This window comes from Roseateles sp. Mitsp63, assembly GCF_059491535.1.
On record NZ_CP168509.1, the window covers coordinates 730,915 to 746,252 of the forward strand.

At 69.7% G+C, this 15,338-nt stretch carries 12 protein-coding genes; 10 read left to right on the forward strand and 2 right to left on the reverse strand.

Annotation, left to right across the window (positions count from 1 at the left end):
• Positions 1–87 precede the first annotated feature (87 nt).
• The 4 genes from trxA to ACEN96_RS03150 all read left to right on the forward strand — a co-directional run bounded on the left by trxA (position 88) and on the right by ACEN96_RS03150 (position 4,354).
• Positions 88–420, forward strand: a complete 333-nt coding sequence (gene trxA, locus ACEN96_RS03135) for a thioredoxin (RefSeq protein ID WP_495586592.1) — start codon at positions 88–90, stop codon at positions 418–420.
• A gap of 24 nt (positions 421–444) precedes the next feature.
• Positions 445–1,356 (forward strand): hypothetical protein, encoded by a 912-nt coding sequence (locus ACEN96_RS03140; RefSeq protein WP_495586593.1) that lies wholly within the window; start codon positions 445–447, stop codon positions 1,354–1,356.
• Positions 1,353–3,266 (forward strand): S9 family peptidase, encoded by a 1,914-nt coding sequence (locus tag ACEN96_RS03145; protein ID WP_495586594.1) that lies wholly within the window; start codon positions 1,353–1,355, stop codon positions 3,264–3,266. Before ACEN96_RS03140 ends, ACEN96_RS03145 begins: the two co-directional genes overlap by 4 nt.
• 62 nt (positions 3,267–3,328) lie before the next feature.
• Entirely contained in the window at positions 3,329–4,354 is a 1,026-nt protein-coding gene (locus ACEN96_RS03150; RefSeq protein ID WP_495586595.1) for a hypothetical protein, read from the forward strand.
• A 23-nt stretch (positions 4,355–4,377) separates the two neighbouring features.
• Here the strand turns inward: ACEN96_RS03150 and ACEN96_RS03155 are convergent, their stop codons facing one another.
• Both ACEN96_RS03155 and ACEN96_RS03160 read right to left on the reverse strand, forming a co-directional pair.
• Complete coding sequence (locus tag ACEN96_RS03155; protein WP_495586596.1) at positions 4,378–6,102, reverse strand: ABC transporter ATP-binding protein/permease; 1,725 nt, start codon at positions 6,100–6,102, stop codon at positions 4,378–4,380.
• Positions 6,099–8,480: a TonB-dependent siderophore receptor gene (locus ACEN96_RS03160; RefSeq protein WP_495586597.1), complete on the reverse strand. Its 2,382-nt coding sequence runs from the start codon at positions 8,478–8,480 to the stop codon at positions 6,099–6,101. Before ACEN96_RS03160 ends, ACEN96_RS03155 begins: the two co-directional genes overlap by 4 nt.
• Before the next feature lie 260 nt (positions 8,481–8,740).
• Here ACEN96_RS03160 and ACEN96_RS03165 point away from each other — a divergent pair, with 260 nt between their 5' ends.
• The 6 genes from ACEN96_RS03165 (at position 8,741) to ACEN96_RS03190 (ending at position 15,197) form a co-directional block, all read left to right on the forward strand.
• On the forward strand, positions 8,741–10,129 hold the full coding sequence (locus tag ACEN96_RS03165) for an aminotransferase-like domain-containing protein (protein WP_495586598.1): 1,389 nt from the start codon (positions 8,741–8,743) through the stop codon (positions 10,127–10,129).
• Between the two features lie 103 nt (positions 10,130–10,232).
• Positions 10,233–11,264, forward strand: a complete 1,032-nt coding sequence (locus tag ACEN96_RS03170) for an ABC transporter ATP-binding protein (RefSeq protein WP_495586599.1) — start codon at positions 10,233–10,235, stop codon at positions 11,262–11,264.
• Positions 11,265–11,341: 77 nt separating this feature from the next.
• On the forward strand, positions 11,342–12,607 hold the full coding sequence (locus ACEN96_RS03175) for an ABC transporter substrate-binding protein (protein ID WP_495586600.1): 1,266 nt from the start codon (positions 11,342–11,344) through the stop codon (positions 12,605–12,607).
• Between the two features lie 22 nt (positions 12,608–12,629).
• Positions 12,630–13,556, forward strand: a complete 927-nt coding sequence (locus tag ACEN96_RS03180) for an ABC transporter permease (RefSeq protein ID WP_495586601.1) — start codon at positions 12,630–12,632, stop codon at positions 13,554–13,556.
• A 1-nt stretch (position 13,557) separates the two neighbouring features.
• Positions 13,558–14,460 carry an ABC transporter permease gene (locus tag ACEN96_RS03185; RefSeq protein ID WP_495586602.1) on the forward strand — a complete coding sequence of 301 codons (903 nt, stop codon included), beginning with the start codon at positions 13,558–13,560 and terminating at the stop codon, positions 14,458–14,460.
• Positions 14,461–14,468: 8 nt separating this feature from the next.
• On the forward strand, positions 14,469–15,197 hold the full coding sequence (locus ACEN96_RS03190; RefSeq protein WP_495586603.1) for an aspartate/glutamate racemase family protein: 729 nt from the start codon (positions 14,469–14,471) through the stop codon (positions 15,195–15,197).
• Positions 15,198–15,338: the final 141 nt, after the last annotated feature.

Below are 15,338 nucleotides of genomic sequence, written 5' to 3' on the forward strand. Positions count from 1 at the left end.
GATAGTCTTGCGAACCTTGAAAGCCTGGCCGACCGCGGCCTCGCGGCCAACGAACTGTCCTGATCAAGGACGCCAACGAAGGAATCCATGTCTGCCCTCATCCACACCCTGACCGACACCTCTTTCGACGCCGAGGTCTCGAACAGCTCCGGCATCGTGCTGGTCGATTTCTGGGCGCCATGGTGCGCCCCCTGCAAGGCGCTCGCGCCGCTGCTGGACGAACTGGCCGGCGACTACGCCGGCCAGGCGCGCATCGCCAAGATCAATGCCGACGACAACAAGGCATCGGGCGAGCGCTTCTCGGTGCGCGGCCTCCCGACGCTGATCCTCTTCCGGGACGGCGTCGAGCAGGAGCGCGTCCTCGGCCTGATCAGCAAGAGCCGCCTGACGGCGCTGGTCGACAAGTACGTGGAGGCTTGAATGAGCGCCGCGACAAGCCCTGACATGACCTCCACCATGGCGCTGAGCGCTTTCCTTGGCCGCGACGCGGTCCGTGCCGAAGCGCTTCGCCGCCTGGGCGAATGCGTCGCGGCGAAGCAGATCACCGGAGGCGTCCTGCAGTGGGACGCCGGCCGCTCGACCGGCTCGGTCGCGGGCTGCCTGGCCGAAGGCGATTCGCCGCGGGCGTGGGAGCTGCGGCTGGGACTGGCCGGCTGGATGGGCGTGGCGCTGGATACGGTGGTCGAGCGGCTGAGCGCAGCTCGCGCGCTCGAGGAAACGACCGCGCTGCTGATGGCGATGCCCGCCGGCACCGACACCGGGCCGCTGGGCAGCGCCCTGATCATCGGGTTGCTGCGGGAGGCCGTCGCGGGGGCCCCTCCTCAAGGCGCGCTGGCCGAGGCGCTGTCGGCGGTCCTGGCGCTGCACCGGCAGTGCGCGGCCGGCGGCGAAGTCCCCGCGGCAGCGTGGAAGGCCCCGCGCCGCGCCGCCGGAGCGGCGACCGACGCCGCGGCGCCCGAGCCCGCCGACGGCGAACGGCCGGCGCCCGATGCGGCGCGCTTGCGCGTCGTGGGCCTGGCCATCGAGGCCGCGGGCTGGGATCCACGCCGTTCGCCGACGGTCGTGTCGGAGGTGCTGCGCCAGTGGCTGAAGCTGGAAGGATTGAAGGCCGATGCCGAGTTCGGTTGGACGAATGAGGACGACGCCGAGATCCGCCGCCGGTTGGGGCAGATGCATGCCACCTATCTCGCCGGCAAGCCGGACGAAACGCGCACCGTCTTCGACTTCCTCGAGCTCGACCATCCGGACCTGGCCGCGCGCCTGCGTGCGTACATCTCGCACGGCAAGGCACATGGCACCCAATGCTGCGAGCGCGCTTGCGCGCTGCTGCGCCGGCTGCTGGCGGAGGCCGCGTGATCCCGCGCGCGGACCTGTTCGGCAATCCGCGCCGCGCCGCCGCCAACATGAGCCCGGACGGGCGCTGGCTGTCCTGGGCGGCCGCGGATGCGGGCGGGCGAATGAACGTGTGGGTGGCGCCGGCGGACGATCTCGCGCTGGCCCGGCGCCTCACCGACGAGGCCGGGCGCGGCGTGGCGGGACATTCCTGGGCCTACGACTCGCGCCACGTGCTGTTCGCGCAGGACCGCGATGGCGACGAGAACCACCAACTGCACGCGGTGGACGTGCTCACCGGCGAACGCCGCTGCCTGACGCCGTTCCCTGGGACGCGCGCCAGCCTGATGGCGCTCAGCCGGGAGCGCCGCGGCGAGGTGCTGATCAGCCTGAACCGGCGGGATCCGCGCCACGCCGATCTGTACGTGCTGGACCTGGCCAGCGGCGCCCTGACGCTGGTGGCGGAGAACCCTGGGCTGATGGGCTTCGTCATCGGCGAGCGGCTCACGCCGCGTTTCGCCTCCCGGTCGACGGCCGATGGCGGACTGGAATTGATGCGGCTGGACGAGGACGGCGCCTGGCAGCCCTGGGACCGCTTCGACCCCGACGATGCGCGCTCCAGCGGGCTGTCGCACCTGGACCGCTCGGGTCGCCTGGCCTATCTGCATGACAGCCGCGGCCGCGACACGTCGGCGCTGATCGAGGTCGACCTGGCGACGGGCGCGCGCCGCGTCGTCGCCGAGCATCCGGCCGCCGACATCGGCGCGCTGCTGGGCGATCGCGCGACGCTGCGGCCGCTGGCTTTCATCGTGCACCACGAGCGGCCTGAACTGTTCCTGCTGCCGGAAGCGGACGAGGCGCTGCGCCGGGACGTGGCCTTCCTGAACAGCCAGGGGCTGGGCGACTGGTGGCCGTCGGCGCGGACCGAGGACGACGGCCGCTGGCTGCTCAGCGCCTCGTCCGATCAGCATCCGGGCTCGAGCTGGCTGTTCGATCGCGCGACGCGGCAACTGACCAAGCTCTTCGATGTCCGTCCGGAGCTGTCGGGACGCCCGCTGGCCCGCATGCAGCCGGTGACCGTGCGCTCGCGCGACGGGTTGCCGCTGGTGTGCTATCTCAGCCTTCCGCCATCCGTGGACACCGGAGAGCCGCTGCGGGCGCGAGCGCCGGCGCCGATGGTCGTCTACGTGCATGGCGGGCCGTGGACGCGTGACGGGTTCGGCTACAACACCACGCATCAATGGCTGTGCGATCGCGGCTATGCGGTGCTGAACGTCAACTTCCGTGGTTCCACGGGCCTGGGCAAGCGCTTCCTGAACGCGGGCAACGGCGAGTGGGGCCGGCGCATGGACGACGACATCGAGGACGCCGTGGACTGGGCGGTCGCGCGCGGCCTGGCCGACCCCGCGCGGCTGGCCATCGCCGGGGTCAGCTACGGCGGCTACGCGGTGCTGTCGGCCTTGACGCGCCGCCCCGGCCGCTATGCCTGCGGCATCGACGTCGTGGGACCGGCGAATCTGGAGACCCTCATGCGCGCGATTCCGCCGCATTGGGAAGCGGGGCGCCAGATGCTCTACCGGGCCGTCGGCAACCCCGAGACCGCGCAAGGCCGGGCCCTGCTCCGCGAACGCTCGCCGCTGCACGCGGCCGGTGCGATCCGGGATCCGCTGCTCATCGCGCAGGGCGCCAACGATCCGCGCGTGCCGCGGCGCGAATCCGACGCGATGGCGCAGGCCCTGGTCGCGCATGGCATCCCCGTCTCCTACGCGCTGTTTCCCGATGAAGGGCATGGCTTCAGCCGCGAGGCCAATCGCCTGATGTTCAACGCCACGATGGAGTCCTTCCTCGCGCGGCATCTGGGGGGGACCCTGGAACCGTTCGAGCCGGAGGACTTCCCGGGGCACAGCATGACGATGGTGCACGGCACGCCGTGACCGGCGGCCATGCCCTACATCGGCCCCTCGACGACCGGTTCCACGGTCGCGCAGGGAGTGCCATGCAGCCATCTCAACCGCCGCGCCCGCCGGGCGCGGGTACCGCCGCCGATCTCGACGCCGAGCCGCTTGAGGCGCCAGCCGCCCATGCGCCTGCGGCGGCCGTTCGCCGATCCGCCCCGATGGATGGGGCCTTCTACGGCGACGACAGCCTGCGCCGCTTCCTGCTGGAACGGGTGGTCGCGTCGGCGGAGCGCGGCTGCATCGAAGCACCGCGTTTGCCCGCCTGGTCGGGCGACAGGGGGAGTCCGTCCTGCGCGCTGGTGCGTCACGCGTCGCCCCAGGTCTTCTCCCGGGTGACCGGACTGAATGAGGCGCTCGCCTTTTGCCTGCACTTTGTCGGCTTGCGCGAGGCCGCCGCCTGGCGGGAGGTCTTCGAGGCGCTCCCGGCCGGCGCCGACACCCGGGGTGTCGCGCCGCGCCTGCTGCTGCGGTGGCTGGCCGACGAGCAGGTCCGCTGGGCGCCGCATCTGGGCCGCGACGCCGACGCGCTGCGACTGCAATGGCTGGCGCTGTGCACCGAATGGCTGCAGGGCGAGCCGCCGCTTCCCGAGGATTGGCAGGCACTGTCGGTCAGGGCGCAGGCGGTGAGAAACCCGGCCCCGGAGCACATGGTGCCGGACCACTTCGGCCAGTTGATCAGCCGCGTGTCGCCGCCGCCGGCCGACGACGCGCCGGTCTGGGACGGTGTCCTCTGCATGTACGGCACCTATCTGTTGCTGAGCCTCGTGGCGCGCGACATGGGGGCCACCGACGCGGAGCTCGGCTACGAGGTGGTGATCCATCGCTGGTTCAGCAGCCGCTGTTCCGATCCTTCCGCCCTGACATCCGACGAGTTCCACGCCTTGCAGGCCCGCTTTGAAGCGGAACAGGGCGAAGCGCTGCGCGCGCACGAGTCGCGCATGCGGCGTTTCGGCGAAGAACTCGACACGCGCCTGGCGCCGAAGTACGCGCGTCTGCGCGCGCATCTGATCGATGCGCTGAATGACGTGCAGCACGCCACGCAAGACGAGCCGCCCGGCGATTGAGCCGGCCGGCCAGGCATCGGCTGTCAGCCCTCTCGCGGGAGCGGGGTCATCTCCAGCACGTGGTCGTGGTACTGCAGCAGCGCGCTCCGGTGCGCCACGCTCACGATGGCGCTCGTGGGCAGCGCCGCGATCAGCGCCTGATAGATGCGCTGTTCGTTGCCTTCGTCCAGCGCGCTGGTGGCCTCGTCCAGGAACAGGAAGTCGGGCTTGTGCAGCAAGGCGCGCGCGATCGCCAGGCGCTGCTGCTCGCCGCCCGAAAGACGCTGCTGCCAGCGGTCCACTTCGGTCAACGAGCGCATCCGCGCTGCCAGGCCCACCACGCGCAGCGCGTCCATGCAGGCGTCGTCGCTGAAGTCCTCCGCCCCGGCCGGGTAGGCGAGCGCGGCCTTGAGCGTCCCGTCGGGGATGTAGCTGCGCTGCGGCAGGAACATCGTCGAGGCGCCGGCCGGGTGCTGGACCGATCCGCGGCCGTACGGCCAAAGTCCCGCGGTGGCCCTCAGGAAGGTGCTCTTGCCGGTCCCCGAGGGACCGCGGATCAACCAGCGCTCGCCGCGGCCGAAACGCTGCGGTGGCAGGTCGCACAGGGGCTCGTCCAGCGGCGTGCGCAGATGGAGGGCCGAGGTGGTCAGCGCGGCCGGCTGGCCGGCCGGGGCGGCCGCTCCGACGGTGACCTCGATGCCGCGGCTGCGGTGCCGGGCCTTGTCGATCGACCAGGACAGGTCGCGCAGCCGGTTGCCGACGGCCAGCCAGGCGGTGATGGACAGGTAGGCCTGGTTGACCAGGGACAGCGTGTTGTTGAACATGCCGAAGGCGCTGGTGATGCGCGTCATGCCGCCCAGCGTGATCTCGCCGGCCAGGTAGCGCGGCAGCGCCGCCACCGTGGGCACCGGCTGGAAGATGTGCCCGTAGGCGGTCTGCGCGAACATCACCTTCACGGTGCGCTGCACGATCGCGAGCGTGTTCCGCCGCACCTGCTCGAAGCGCGCGGCCAGACGCCCCCGCTCGCGCGCGCCGCCGCCGTAGAACGCGATCTGCTCGGCGTTCTCGCGCAGCTGCATCGCGGTGTAGCGGTAGTCCGCCTCGACGGTCTGCTTCTGGATGTTGAGTCCCACCATCCTCTTCCCGACCCAGTGCGTCAGCGCCAGCTGCAGCCCCGTGTAGAGGAAGGCCAGGTACACCATGTAGCCGGGGATCGAGACCGGCACGCCGGCGACCTCGAATCGGAGCGCGCCGGACAGGTGCCACAGCAGGTAGCCATAGGTCACGGCATGGATGCCGGCCGTCAGGAAGTTGAGACCCAGATTGAGCGTCTGGTCGGTGAACAGCCGGACATCCTCGGCGATGCGCTGGTCGGCGTTGCTGAGCTGCCCTTCGCGCTCGATGTCGTAGTAGGCATGGCCCTCGGTCCACTGCGCGATCAGCCGTTGCGTCAGCCAGGTCCGCCATTGCAGATCGAGCAGGTTGTTCAGCGCGACCTGCGTGATCGTCAGGCAGCCGCTGGCCAGGCCCACGCCGGCGGCCAGCAGCAGTGCGCTGAACAGCGCGTCCCACTTGCGGTTGACCAGCGCGTCTGTCACCTCGCCGGTGAGGCGGTTGGCCCATACCGCCAGGTAGGTGCCGAAGAGCAGGATGGCCAGGATCAGACCCAGCTTGAGAAAGGCGCTGGCGCGCTCCTCCGAGCGCCAGAAGGGCAGGATCAACTCACGCTTGGTGGGACGCCCTCGCGCCGCCGCGTCGGGGATCGTCATTTGAAGTCGCGCTTGACGGTGAGCATGAACGTTCGGCCGTCCAGCACGGGGATGAAGTCGCTGCTGACGGTGGTGGCGTACAGCCTGCGGTCAGCGATGTTCTTCACGCCGAAGGTGGTCGACCATGGCCCGTGGCGATAGAAGAGGCTGGCGTCGAGCTGGGCCTGGCCGGGAACCTGGGACATGTAGCGCGGATCGTAGTTGCCCTTGGATTTGGTCGTCGCGCTGACGCCCACGCCGAAGCCCAGCCCCTTCCACGCCTCGCCCTGCAGGTCGTAGGTGGTCCACAGACTCATCTTGTGCTTGGGCACGCCGGTGAAGACCCGGTTGGGATCGCCCACGTCCTCGAGCTGGGTGAAGGTGTAGTTGAGCAGCAGGTTCAGGCCGCGGGTGACCTGGCCTTGCGCGTCGAGCTCGAAGCCGCGCGTGACCTGCGCGTCGCGTGTGTCGTAGCAGTTTTTGATCCGGTTGTAGGCCAGCTGATGGCTCTGCGCCAGCTCGTAGGCCGCGGTCGTGAGCGAGAGCTTGCTGTCGAACAGGTCGAACTTCGCGCCGACCTCCCGGTTGCGCGTGGTCGTGGGGGGGACGAGGCCGCCGGCGCAGCTCACGTTGGTGGCCGGCACGAAGCCTTCGGCGTAGTTGGTGTACAGCGACACCTGCGGCGTCAACATGTACACCAGCCCCACGCCGGGCGTGGTCGACCAGATCTTCTGCTTGGGGTTGACGAACGACAGGTTGGCCGGCGGGAAGGCCGCCGTGCTCTCGATGGTGTAGCGGTTGCGCCGCAGGTTCACGAGCAGGTTCCAGTCGCCCCAGGTCATGAGGTCCTGCGCATAGGCGGCGACCTGCTTGGTCCGCTGGTCCGCGACGCTGGACAGCACGTTGGCGTCGGCGCGCAGGTCGCCGAATTGGACCGGCACCGCGGTCGGGTACAGCGTGACTGTGGTGGACGGCCCCGACCATTGGGGCTGGTTGAAGGCGGTGTCGGTGTGGTTGAAGCCCACCGACAGCTTGTGCTTGACCGGCCCGGTGTCTCCGGCGATGCGCAGGTAGTGGTCGCCGCTCAGGTCGCGTTGGTTGTAGAAGGTGCGCGAGGCATAGAACGTCACGTTGCCCGTGGGCGAATCGTTGGCGGCGCCCTTCGCGTAGATCAGGCCACCCGGCGAGCGCAGGTGGAGCTCCGTCTCCTGCAGCGAGCGCTGAAGGCGGCTGATGAAGGTGACGGCCGGCGTCAGCGTCTGTTCGAGCTGATAGAAGAAGCGCTTCTGTTCCGTGTCGAAGCCATCCTCCGCGCGGCCGGGCCGCAGGCCCGGAATCGGCAGGATCACGCCGTCGCGGCGGGCGAGGGTGAAGAGCGGCACCGGCGCGTGCTGCTTGCCGTAGGAGGCGCCGACGATGAGGTCGGTCGTGGCGTCCTTCCAGCGCAGCTGGGGCAGCACGGCGTTGTCCTTGCGGCCGTCGAAGCCGAAGTCGTTGTCCCTGGCCTCGCTGTGCGAGGCGATCAGGCGGAAGCTCAGGCGCCGGTCGTCGGTCACCGCGCCGGCCACGTCACCCGCCACCGTCAGGTCGCCGTGCGTGCCGTACTGCAGCATCACGGACCGGATCGGATCGGCCTGCGGCTTCTTGGTCACCACGTTGACGCCGCCGCCCAGCGAGTTGGACCCCGCCAGGATGGCCTGCGGTCCCTTGAGCACCTCGATGCGCTCGACGCCGAAGACGTTGGTCAGCGAGGCCGACGTGTCGCTCAGGCCGTTGACCAGCGCGGCCGTCTGGCCGAAGCCGCGGACGGTGAAGGTCGGCGACCCCTGAGGTGTCTGGTTGAACCCCATGCCGCTGACGTTGGCCAGCGCATCGCGCACGGACAGCGTCTGCTGGGATTCCAGCACCTTGGCGGTGATGATGGTCACCGCGCCGGGAACGTCCATCAGGTCGGTGCCGCTGCGCGTGGCCGTGTCGGAGCGATCGGCCTTGAAGCTGGTTTCCGCCTGGTCGCGCCGGGCGACGACGAGGACGGTGTCCAGCCTGTCCGGCAGGGCGACCCAGTAGCCGCTGCTCACGCGCCGGGCGTGGACGCCGCTATCGCGCAGGGCCTGCGCGAGGGCCTCGTCGACGTCGAAGCTGCCTTTGACGGGCTGCGCCTGCTTGCCGGCGACCGATGCGGCATCCATGTCGACGCGTTGGCCGCTGATGCGCTCGATCTCGCGCAGCGATGCGGCCAGGGGGCCCGCCGGGAGGTCGAACGCGTAGGTCCGGGCCGCGGGGGCCGCGGCGGCGGTCTGTGCCGACGCCACCGCCGGCACCGCGCAGAGCGCCAGGACACCGAGCATGACGGCGCCGTACTGCTGGCGGGCGAGGGGACGGATCGGACGGGTTGACATGACGGTTCCTATGGCCCATGAACGATGAGTTCAAAGGTTATCCAGTCACCTTTCCGTCATATCGATACAGTACGCCCTACAGATATTCTTGCTGTACTGAGCAAGCAATCATGACAGTTGAGCCATGATTGCATAGGCGGCTGCAAAGGGAAAGAGAGCAAACAAGCATGCGGAAAATGAGGGAAGCACGCGACAAGCCAGGGTTTGTCATAGCAGAGGCGGACTTGAAGGCCGCGGGCCCCAACGCCGGAAGCTCGCTGGTGGATCGGATCTTCACCCTGGTGACCGGAGCCATCCAGACGCGCAGGGTCGTGACAGGCGCGCGCCTGCCATCAGTACGGCAGCTCGCGGACGATTGCGGGATCAGCCGGGATACCGCGGCGCGCGCCTACGACAAGCTGGTGGCGCATGGCCTGGTGGAGTCGCGCCGCGGCGCGGGCTACTTCGTGAAGGCCGCGGGCGGGCGCCGGGCGGTTGAGAAGGCGGCGGCGCGCCCCAGTCTTTTCAGTCCGGGCGGCCTGGATGCCGTGTCTTCGCTGCGCCTTCAACTGCAGCGGCCGGCGCAGACCTTGCTCAGTCGAAGCGGGATCGGGACGCTCCCCGAGGATTGGATGGACGAGCCGGGGATTGCAGGGGCGCTGCGCACGGTGGCCCGAGGCAATCAGCGCGCACTGGCGACGGCCGGCGATCCGCAGGGTTACCTGCCGCTGCGTCACCAGCTGCAGGTGAAGCTGCAGGACGTCGGCCTGAATGTCGACGCGTCGAACCTGATCGTGACCTCCGGGGCGATGGATGCCCTCAACCTGGTGCTGCTGAGCTTCCTGCGACATGCGCAAGCGAGGGTGCTGATCGAGCAGCCCTGCCAGCCCATCCTGGTCGACAGGATGATGTCCGTCGGTCTGGACATGCTGCCCGTCCCGCGCCTGGCCGATGGTCCCGATCTCGACGTATTGCGGGCGCTATGCGTCGAGCACCGTCCGCGGTTCTTCTTCCTGAGCACGGCGCTGCACAACCCGACCGGGACGAGCCTGGCGCCGCACAAGGCCTTCCAGCTCCTGCGTCTGGCCGAGGAATTCGACCTGACGCTGGTGGAGGACGACACCTATGGCGACCTGCTGCCGGTGGGCGGCGGCACCGCCGTGACGCGGCTCGCCTCCCTGGACCAGCTCCAGCGGGTCATCCATATCGGCAGCTTCTCCAAGACCATCGCGCCGGGGCTGCGCGTCGGCTACCTGGCGGCGAGTTCGGAGCGCATCGAATGGATGGCCACGTATCGCGCGCTGAACTGCCTGGCCACCAACAGCTTCGGGGAGCGCACCGTCTACCGGCTGCTGTCGCAAGGCAACTATCGGCATCACTGCGAGCAGTTGCGCGCTCGTCTTGCCGATGCGCGTCCGCGTGCCGCCGACGCGCTGCAGCGCTTGGGACTGCAGCTGGCGCACGAGCCCGACGCCGGTTTCTATCTCTGGGCGGATCTGGGAGACGGCGTCAATGCCTTCGCGGTGGCCCAGCGGCTGCTCGAGCAAGGGCACCTGACGGCGCCAGGGCGGCTGTTCTCCCTGGAGCATCCGTCGCACATGCGCTTCAACGTCGCCAACCTGCTCGAGGGCGGGGTGTTGCCGGCGCTGGGGCGCCTGCTGGGACGCTGAGCTGGCTCAGGCTCATCTTGGTGCATGCGAGCCTGCCCTGTCCCATCCTCTCCCCCGCATTCCCCTTGGATCCAGCTGGCACGCATACTGCTTCCGTTCCGGCATGGCCCACGCTTCCGACCTCCCCGGCGAGCCGCTGGAACTCGTCGCCCTGACCAAGCGCTACGCCCCCGATGCCGTCGCCGTGGACGCCATCGACCTGCGCGTCCCGGCCGGCAGCTATTGCTGCCTGCTGGGGCCCTCCGGGTGCGGCAAGTCCTCGACGCTGCGCATGATCGCCGGCCATGAGCACGTGAGCGACGGCGACATCCTGCTCGGCCATCGCAACATCACGCGGCTGCCCGCGTCGGCGCGGGGCACGGCCATGATGTTCCAGAGCTACGCGCTGTTTCCGCATCTCAGCGCGCTGGACAACGTGGCCTTCAGCCTGAGGATGCGCGGCGTGGCCGCGGGCGAACGCCGCCAGCGCGCGCAAGCGCTGCTCGAGCGCGTCGCCATGGGCCATCTCGCGCAGCGCCGTCCCGCCGAGCTGTCCGGCGGTCAACAGCAGCGGGTGGCGCTGGCGCGCGCGCTGATCATGGAGCCGCGCGTGCTGCTGCTCGACGAGCCGCTGTCGGCGCTCGATCCCTTCCTGCGCACGCAGATGCGCGCCGAGCTGCGGCGCTGGCAGCAGGAGCTGGGGCTGACCTTCGTGCATGTCACGCACTCGCAGGAGGAAGCGATGGCGCTGGCCGACCAGATGGTGGTGATGAACCAGGGCCGCATCGAGCAGTCGGCGAGTCCGCGCGCCATCTACAACCAGCCGGCCAGCGCCTTCGTCGCCACCTTCATCGGCGGGCACAACCTGATGCGGGACGGCCAGGCCCTGACGGCGGTCCGCACCGACCGCATGGCCGTGCACGCGCGCGAACCGGCCGACGACGGCCGGCCCCGCGTCGCCGGCCGCGTCAGCGATCTCGAGTACCAGGGCACGCACCTGCTGGTCGGCGTGGAGGTCGAGGCCGGCGTCGGCGCCTCGCCGCGGCTGACGATCAGCCTGCCCGACCTCCATGACGCCGGCGCCGCGCTCCAGCCGCATCAGCCGGTCTGGGTGTCCTGGGACGCGATGCAGGCGCACCGGTTCCCGGCCGGCTGACACGGCCGCGCAAGCCCCGTCCATTCATCCGCGGCCTGACGGCTTCAGGCGACGTCCCCACCACCGGAGATCGCTTCATGTCCAACGATTCCAACGGCTCCCGCATCGGCCGCCGCGGCGTGCTCAAGGGCGCCGCCGCCATCCTGGCCACCGGCAGCTTCCCGGCCATCCATGCGCAGGAGAAGCCGTCGCTGCGCTACCTCGGCACGGCGGTCAACCAGGACAAGCTGATCGCCGAGAAGTTCCAGGCCGACACCGGCATCCGGATCCAGTACGTCGCGGTCACCACCGACGAGGTGGCCAAGCGCGCGGTCACCTCGCCCAGCAGCTTCGACCTGATCGACACCGAGTACTTCTCGCTCAAGAAGATCGTGCCGACCGGCAACCTGATCGGCATCGACGCGCGGCGCATCAAGCACGCCGACAGGATCACGCCGCTCTTCACCAAGGGCGAGGTCGGCGGCAAGCCGGTCGGCGACCAGGGCACGGCGCCGAAGAAGGTCATGTACCTGCCCGGCGCCCGCGCCAATGCGTTCGCCACCGGCCCCACGCAGTTCATGACCCTGATCCCGACGGTCTACAACGCCGACACGCTGGGCATCCGCCCCGACCTGATCAAGCGTCCGATCACGTCCTGGGCCGAGCTGCTCAACCCGCAGTTCAAGGGCCGCGCATCGATCCTGAACATTCCGTCGATCGGGATCATGGACGCGGCGATGGTGGTGGAGGCCATGGGCCTGCACAAGTACCAGGACAAGGGCAACATGACGCGCGCCGAGATCGACCTGACGATCAAGACGCTGATCGAGGCGAAGAAGGCGGGCCAGTTCCGCGCGCTGTGGAAGGACTTCAACGAGAGCGTCAACCTGATGGCCTCGGGCGAGGTGGTCATCCAGTCCATGTGGAGTCCGGCGGTGACGGCGGTGCGCGGCAAGGGCATCGACTGCACCTTCCAGCCGCTGAAGGAGGGCTATCGCGCCTGGGCCGCTGGCTTCGGCATTCCGAAGACCGTGTCCGGCAAGCAGCTCGACGCCTGCTACGAGTTCATCAACTGGTTCCTCGACGGCTGGGCCGGCGCCTACCTCAACCGCCAGGGCTACTACAGCGCCGTGCTCGACACCGCCAAGGCGAAGATGGAGCCCTATGAGTGGGCCTACTGGATGGAGGGCAAGCCCGCCGCGAAGGACATCAAGAGCCCGCGCGGCGAGGTGCTGGCCAAGGCCGGCAGCGTGCGCGACGGCGGCAGCTACGAGCAGCGCATGGGCGGCATCGCCTGCTGGAACGCGGTCATGGACGAGAACGAGTACATGGTCCGCAAGTGGAACGAGTTCGTCGCCGCCTGAGCGCCGGGGACCGCAACCCGCCATGAAGCCTGGGCTTCCCTTCCTTCCCTTCCGTCCCTTACTTCTGGACGCCCGCGGCGCGTTGCGCCCCGGGCTGCAGGCGCTGCCCTTCGCGGCCGTGTTCGCGGTGTTCTTCCTGGTCCCGCTGGGGCTGGTCGTGATGGTCGGCTTCTGGGACTTCAACGAGTACGCGCTGATCCCCGCCTTCACCTGGCGCAACTACGGCAAGCTGCTGGAGGGCTGCGCCCGGCTCAACGAGTACGGCGATCCCTGCGTGACGGTGTCGACCTACCTGTCGACGCTGCGCTTCGCGCTGGCGACCTGGGCGATCACGCTGGTGCTGGGGTTCGCGCTGGCCTACTTCCTGGCTTTCCACGTGCGCTCGGCGGCGATCCAGACGCTGCTGTTCGTCGTCTGCACCGTGCCGTTCTGGACCTCGAACGTGATCCGCATGGTCTCGTGGATCCCGCTGCTGGGCCGCAACGGCCTGGTCAATCAGACGCTGATCGCGGCCCACCTGACCGAGCGGCCGCTGGACTGGCTGCTGTACTCCAACTTCTCGGTGCTGCTCGCGTACGTGCACCTCTACACCCTGTTCATGATCGTGCCGGTCTTCAACTCGATGATGCGGATCGACCGGGCCCTGCTCGAGGCCGCGCGCGATGCCGGCGCCAGCGCTTGGCAGACCCTGTGGCACGTGGTGGTGCCGCTGTCGCGCAGCGGCCTGCTGATCGGATCGATCTTCATCCTCACCATCGTGATGGGCGACTTCGTCACCGTCGGCGTGATGGGGGGCGGCCAGATCGCGTCGGTCGGCAAGATGATCCAGGTGCAGACCTCGTACATGCAGTTCCCGCTCGCGGCGGCCAATGCCGTCGTGCTGCTGCTGACGGTGCTGCTGATCATCCGGGGCCTGACGCGGGTGGTCGACATCCGCAAGGAGCTCTGACATGGGCGCACGCGTGAGAGAGCCGCGCGGGCCGGGTTTCTGGCCGCTGGCCATCCTGTTCGCGCTGTTCGTGCTGTTCCTGTACGGACCGGTGCTGACGATCTTCGTGCTGAGCTTCCAGGGGCCGGACGGCGGACTGACCTTCCCGCTCAACGGCGGGCCGTCGCTGCACTGGTACCGCCAGCTCGCAGAGGGACTCGGCGTGGTGGACATCGGCGCGGCGTTCCGGCGCTCGCTGGCGCTGGGGACGGTGGTGATGGGGCTCACGATGGCGCTGTCGCTGCTGGCCGCGCTGGCCTTCCGCAAGCGGCTGCGGGGCGGCGGGGCGCTGTTCCACGTGACGGTGGCGAGCCTGATCATGCCGTCGATCGTGGTCTCGCTGGGCATCGGGCTGCAGTTCCGGCTGATCGACACCGGCATCAAGGACCTGCTGGCCGCGTGGGCGCCGCCCGAGTGGGCCGATGGCTACGGCAGCGCGCTGGGGCTGTGGACCTCGGCGCTGGGCGCTCATCTGACCTGGACCTTGCCGTTCGGGCTGCTGATCATGTTCGCGGTGTTCAACCGCTTCAACCCGCTCTACGAGGAGGCCGCGCGCGATCTGGGCGCCACGCCGTGGCAGGCCTTCCGTCACGTGGTCCTGCCGCTGATCGCGCCGTCGCTGGTCGGCGTGGGCATGTTCGGCTTCACGCTCAGCTGGGATGAGATCGCGCGGACCTCCCAGGCGATCGGCGACGTCAACACCTTGCCGCTCGAGCTGCAGGGGCTGACCACGACCGTCACCACGCCCGCGATCTATGCGCTGGGCACGCTCACCACCGTCGTGTCGTTCCTCGTGATGGCGTTGACGATGCTGGTCATCGCCGGTCTGCGGCGGCGCCAGCGCGCGGGCCGCGCCGCCGAATGAAGACCGCCATGTCCGCCGCGACGCGAGCCGGCCCGCGGCGCCGGCTGCTGGTGATCAACCCGAACACCACCGCGGCGCTCACCGCCGAGCTGGGTGCCCTGATCCAGGCCGTCCAGCCGGACGACGTGGAGGTCCAGTCCGTGACCGCGGGCTTCGGCGCCTCGTACATCGCCGATGAGGTCGGTCTCGTGGTGGCGGCGCATGCGGCGCTCGACGCCTGGGATCGAGTGGTCAGCCAGTCCGGCCCGCCCGAGGCGGCGATCATCGGCTGCTTCGGCGATCCCGGCCTGTTCGCCTTGCGCGAGATCGCGCCGTGTCCGGTGCTCGGCCTCGCGGAAGGCGCCTTGATGGAAGCCGCCGCGCATGGCGACTGCGCCGTGATCACCGGCGGTCGCGCCTGGAAGCCGATGCTCGAGCGGCTGCTGCCGGCGCTCGGTCACGGCGTGGCGGTGCGCGGCATCCACACGGTGGCGCTCGATGGCCTGACGCTGCGCGCGTCGCGGGAGGATGCCGAGCGGCAGCTCCTGGAGGCCTGCGAGGCGGTGCTGCGGCAGTGGCCGGTCCGCGCCATCGTGCTGGGGGGCGCCGGCCTCGCCGGCATGGCAGCGCGCCTGCAGGCGCGGGTGCCGGTGCCGCTCATCGACAGCGTGACGGCCACGGCGCGTCAGGTCTGGCGGCTGCAAGGCCGCGGACCCGGCAACGGCGTGGAATTCAGGACCTCGCGTCGAGGCTGGTGACGCCGCGCGCCGGATCGAGATCGTGGACCTGCCCTGAGCGATGGCCGCCACCATCCAATCCTGACCCCAGCCCATTCAACCGCCGGATCCGCAGCTCGCGACACGGCGGGACCCGGCATCGGAAGCACCGCCTACAACGCC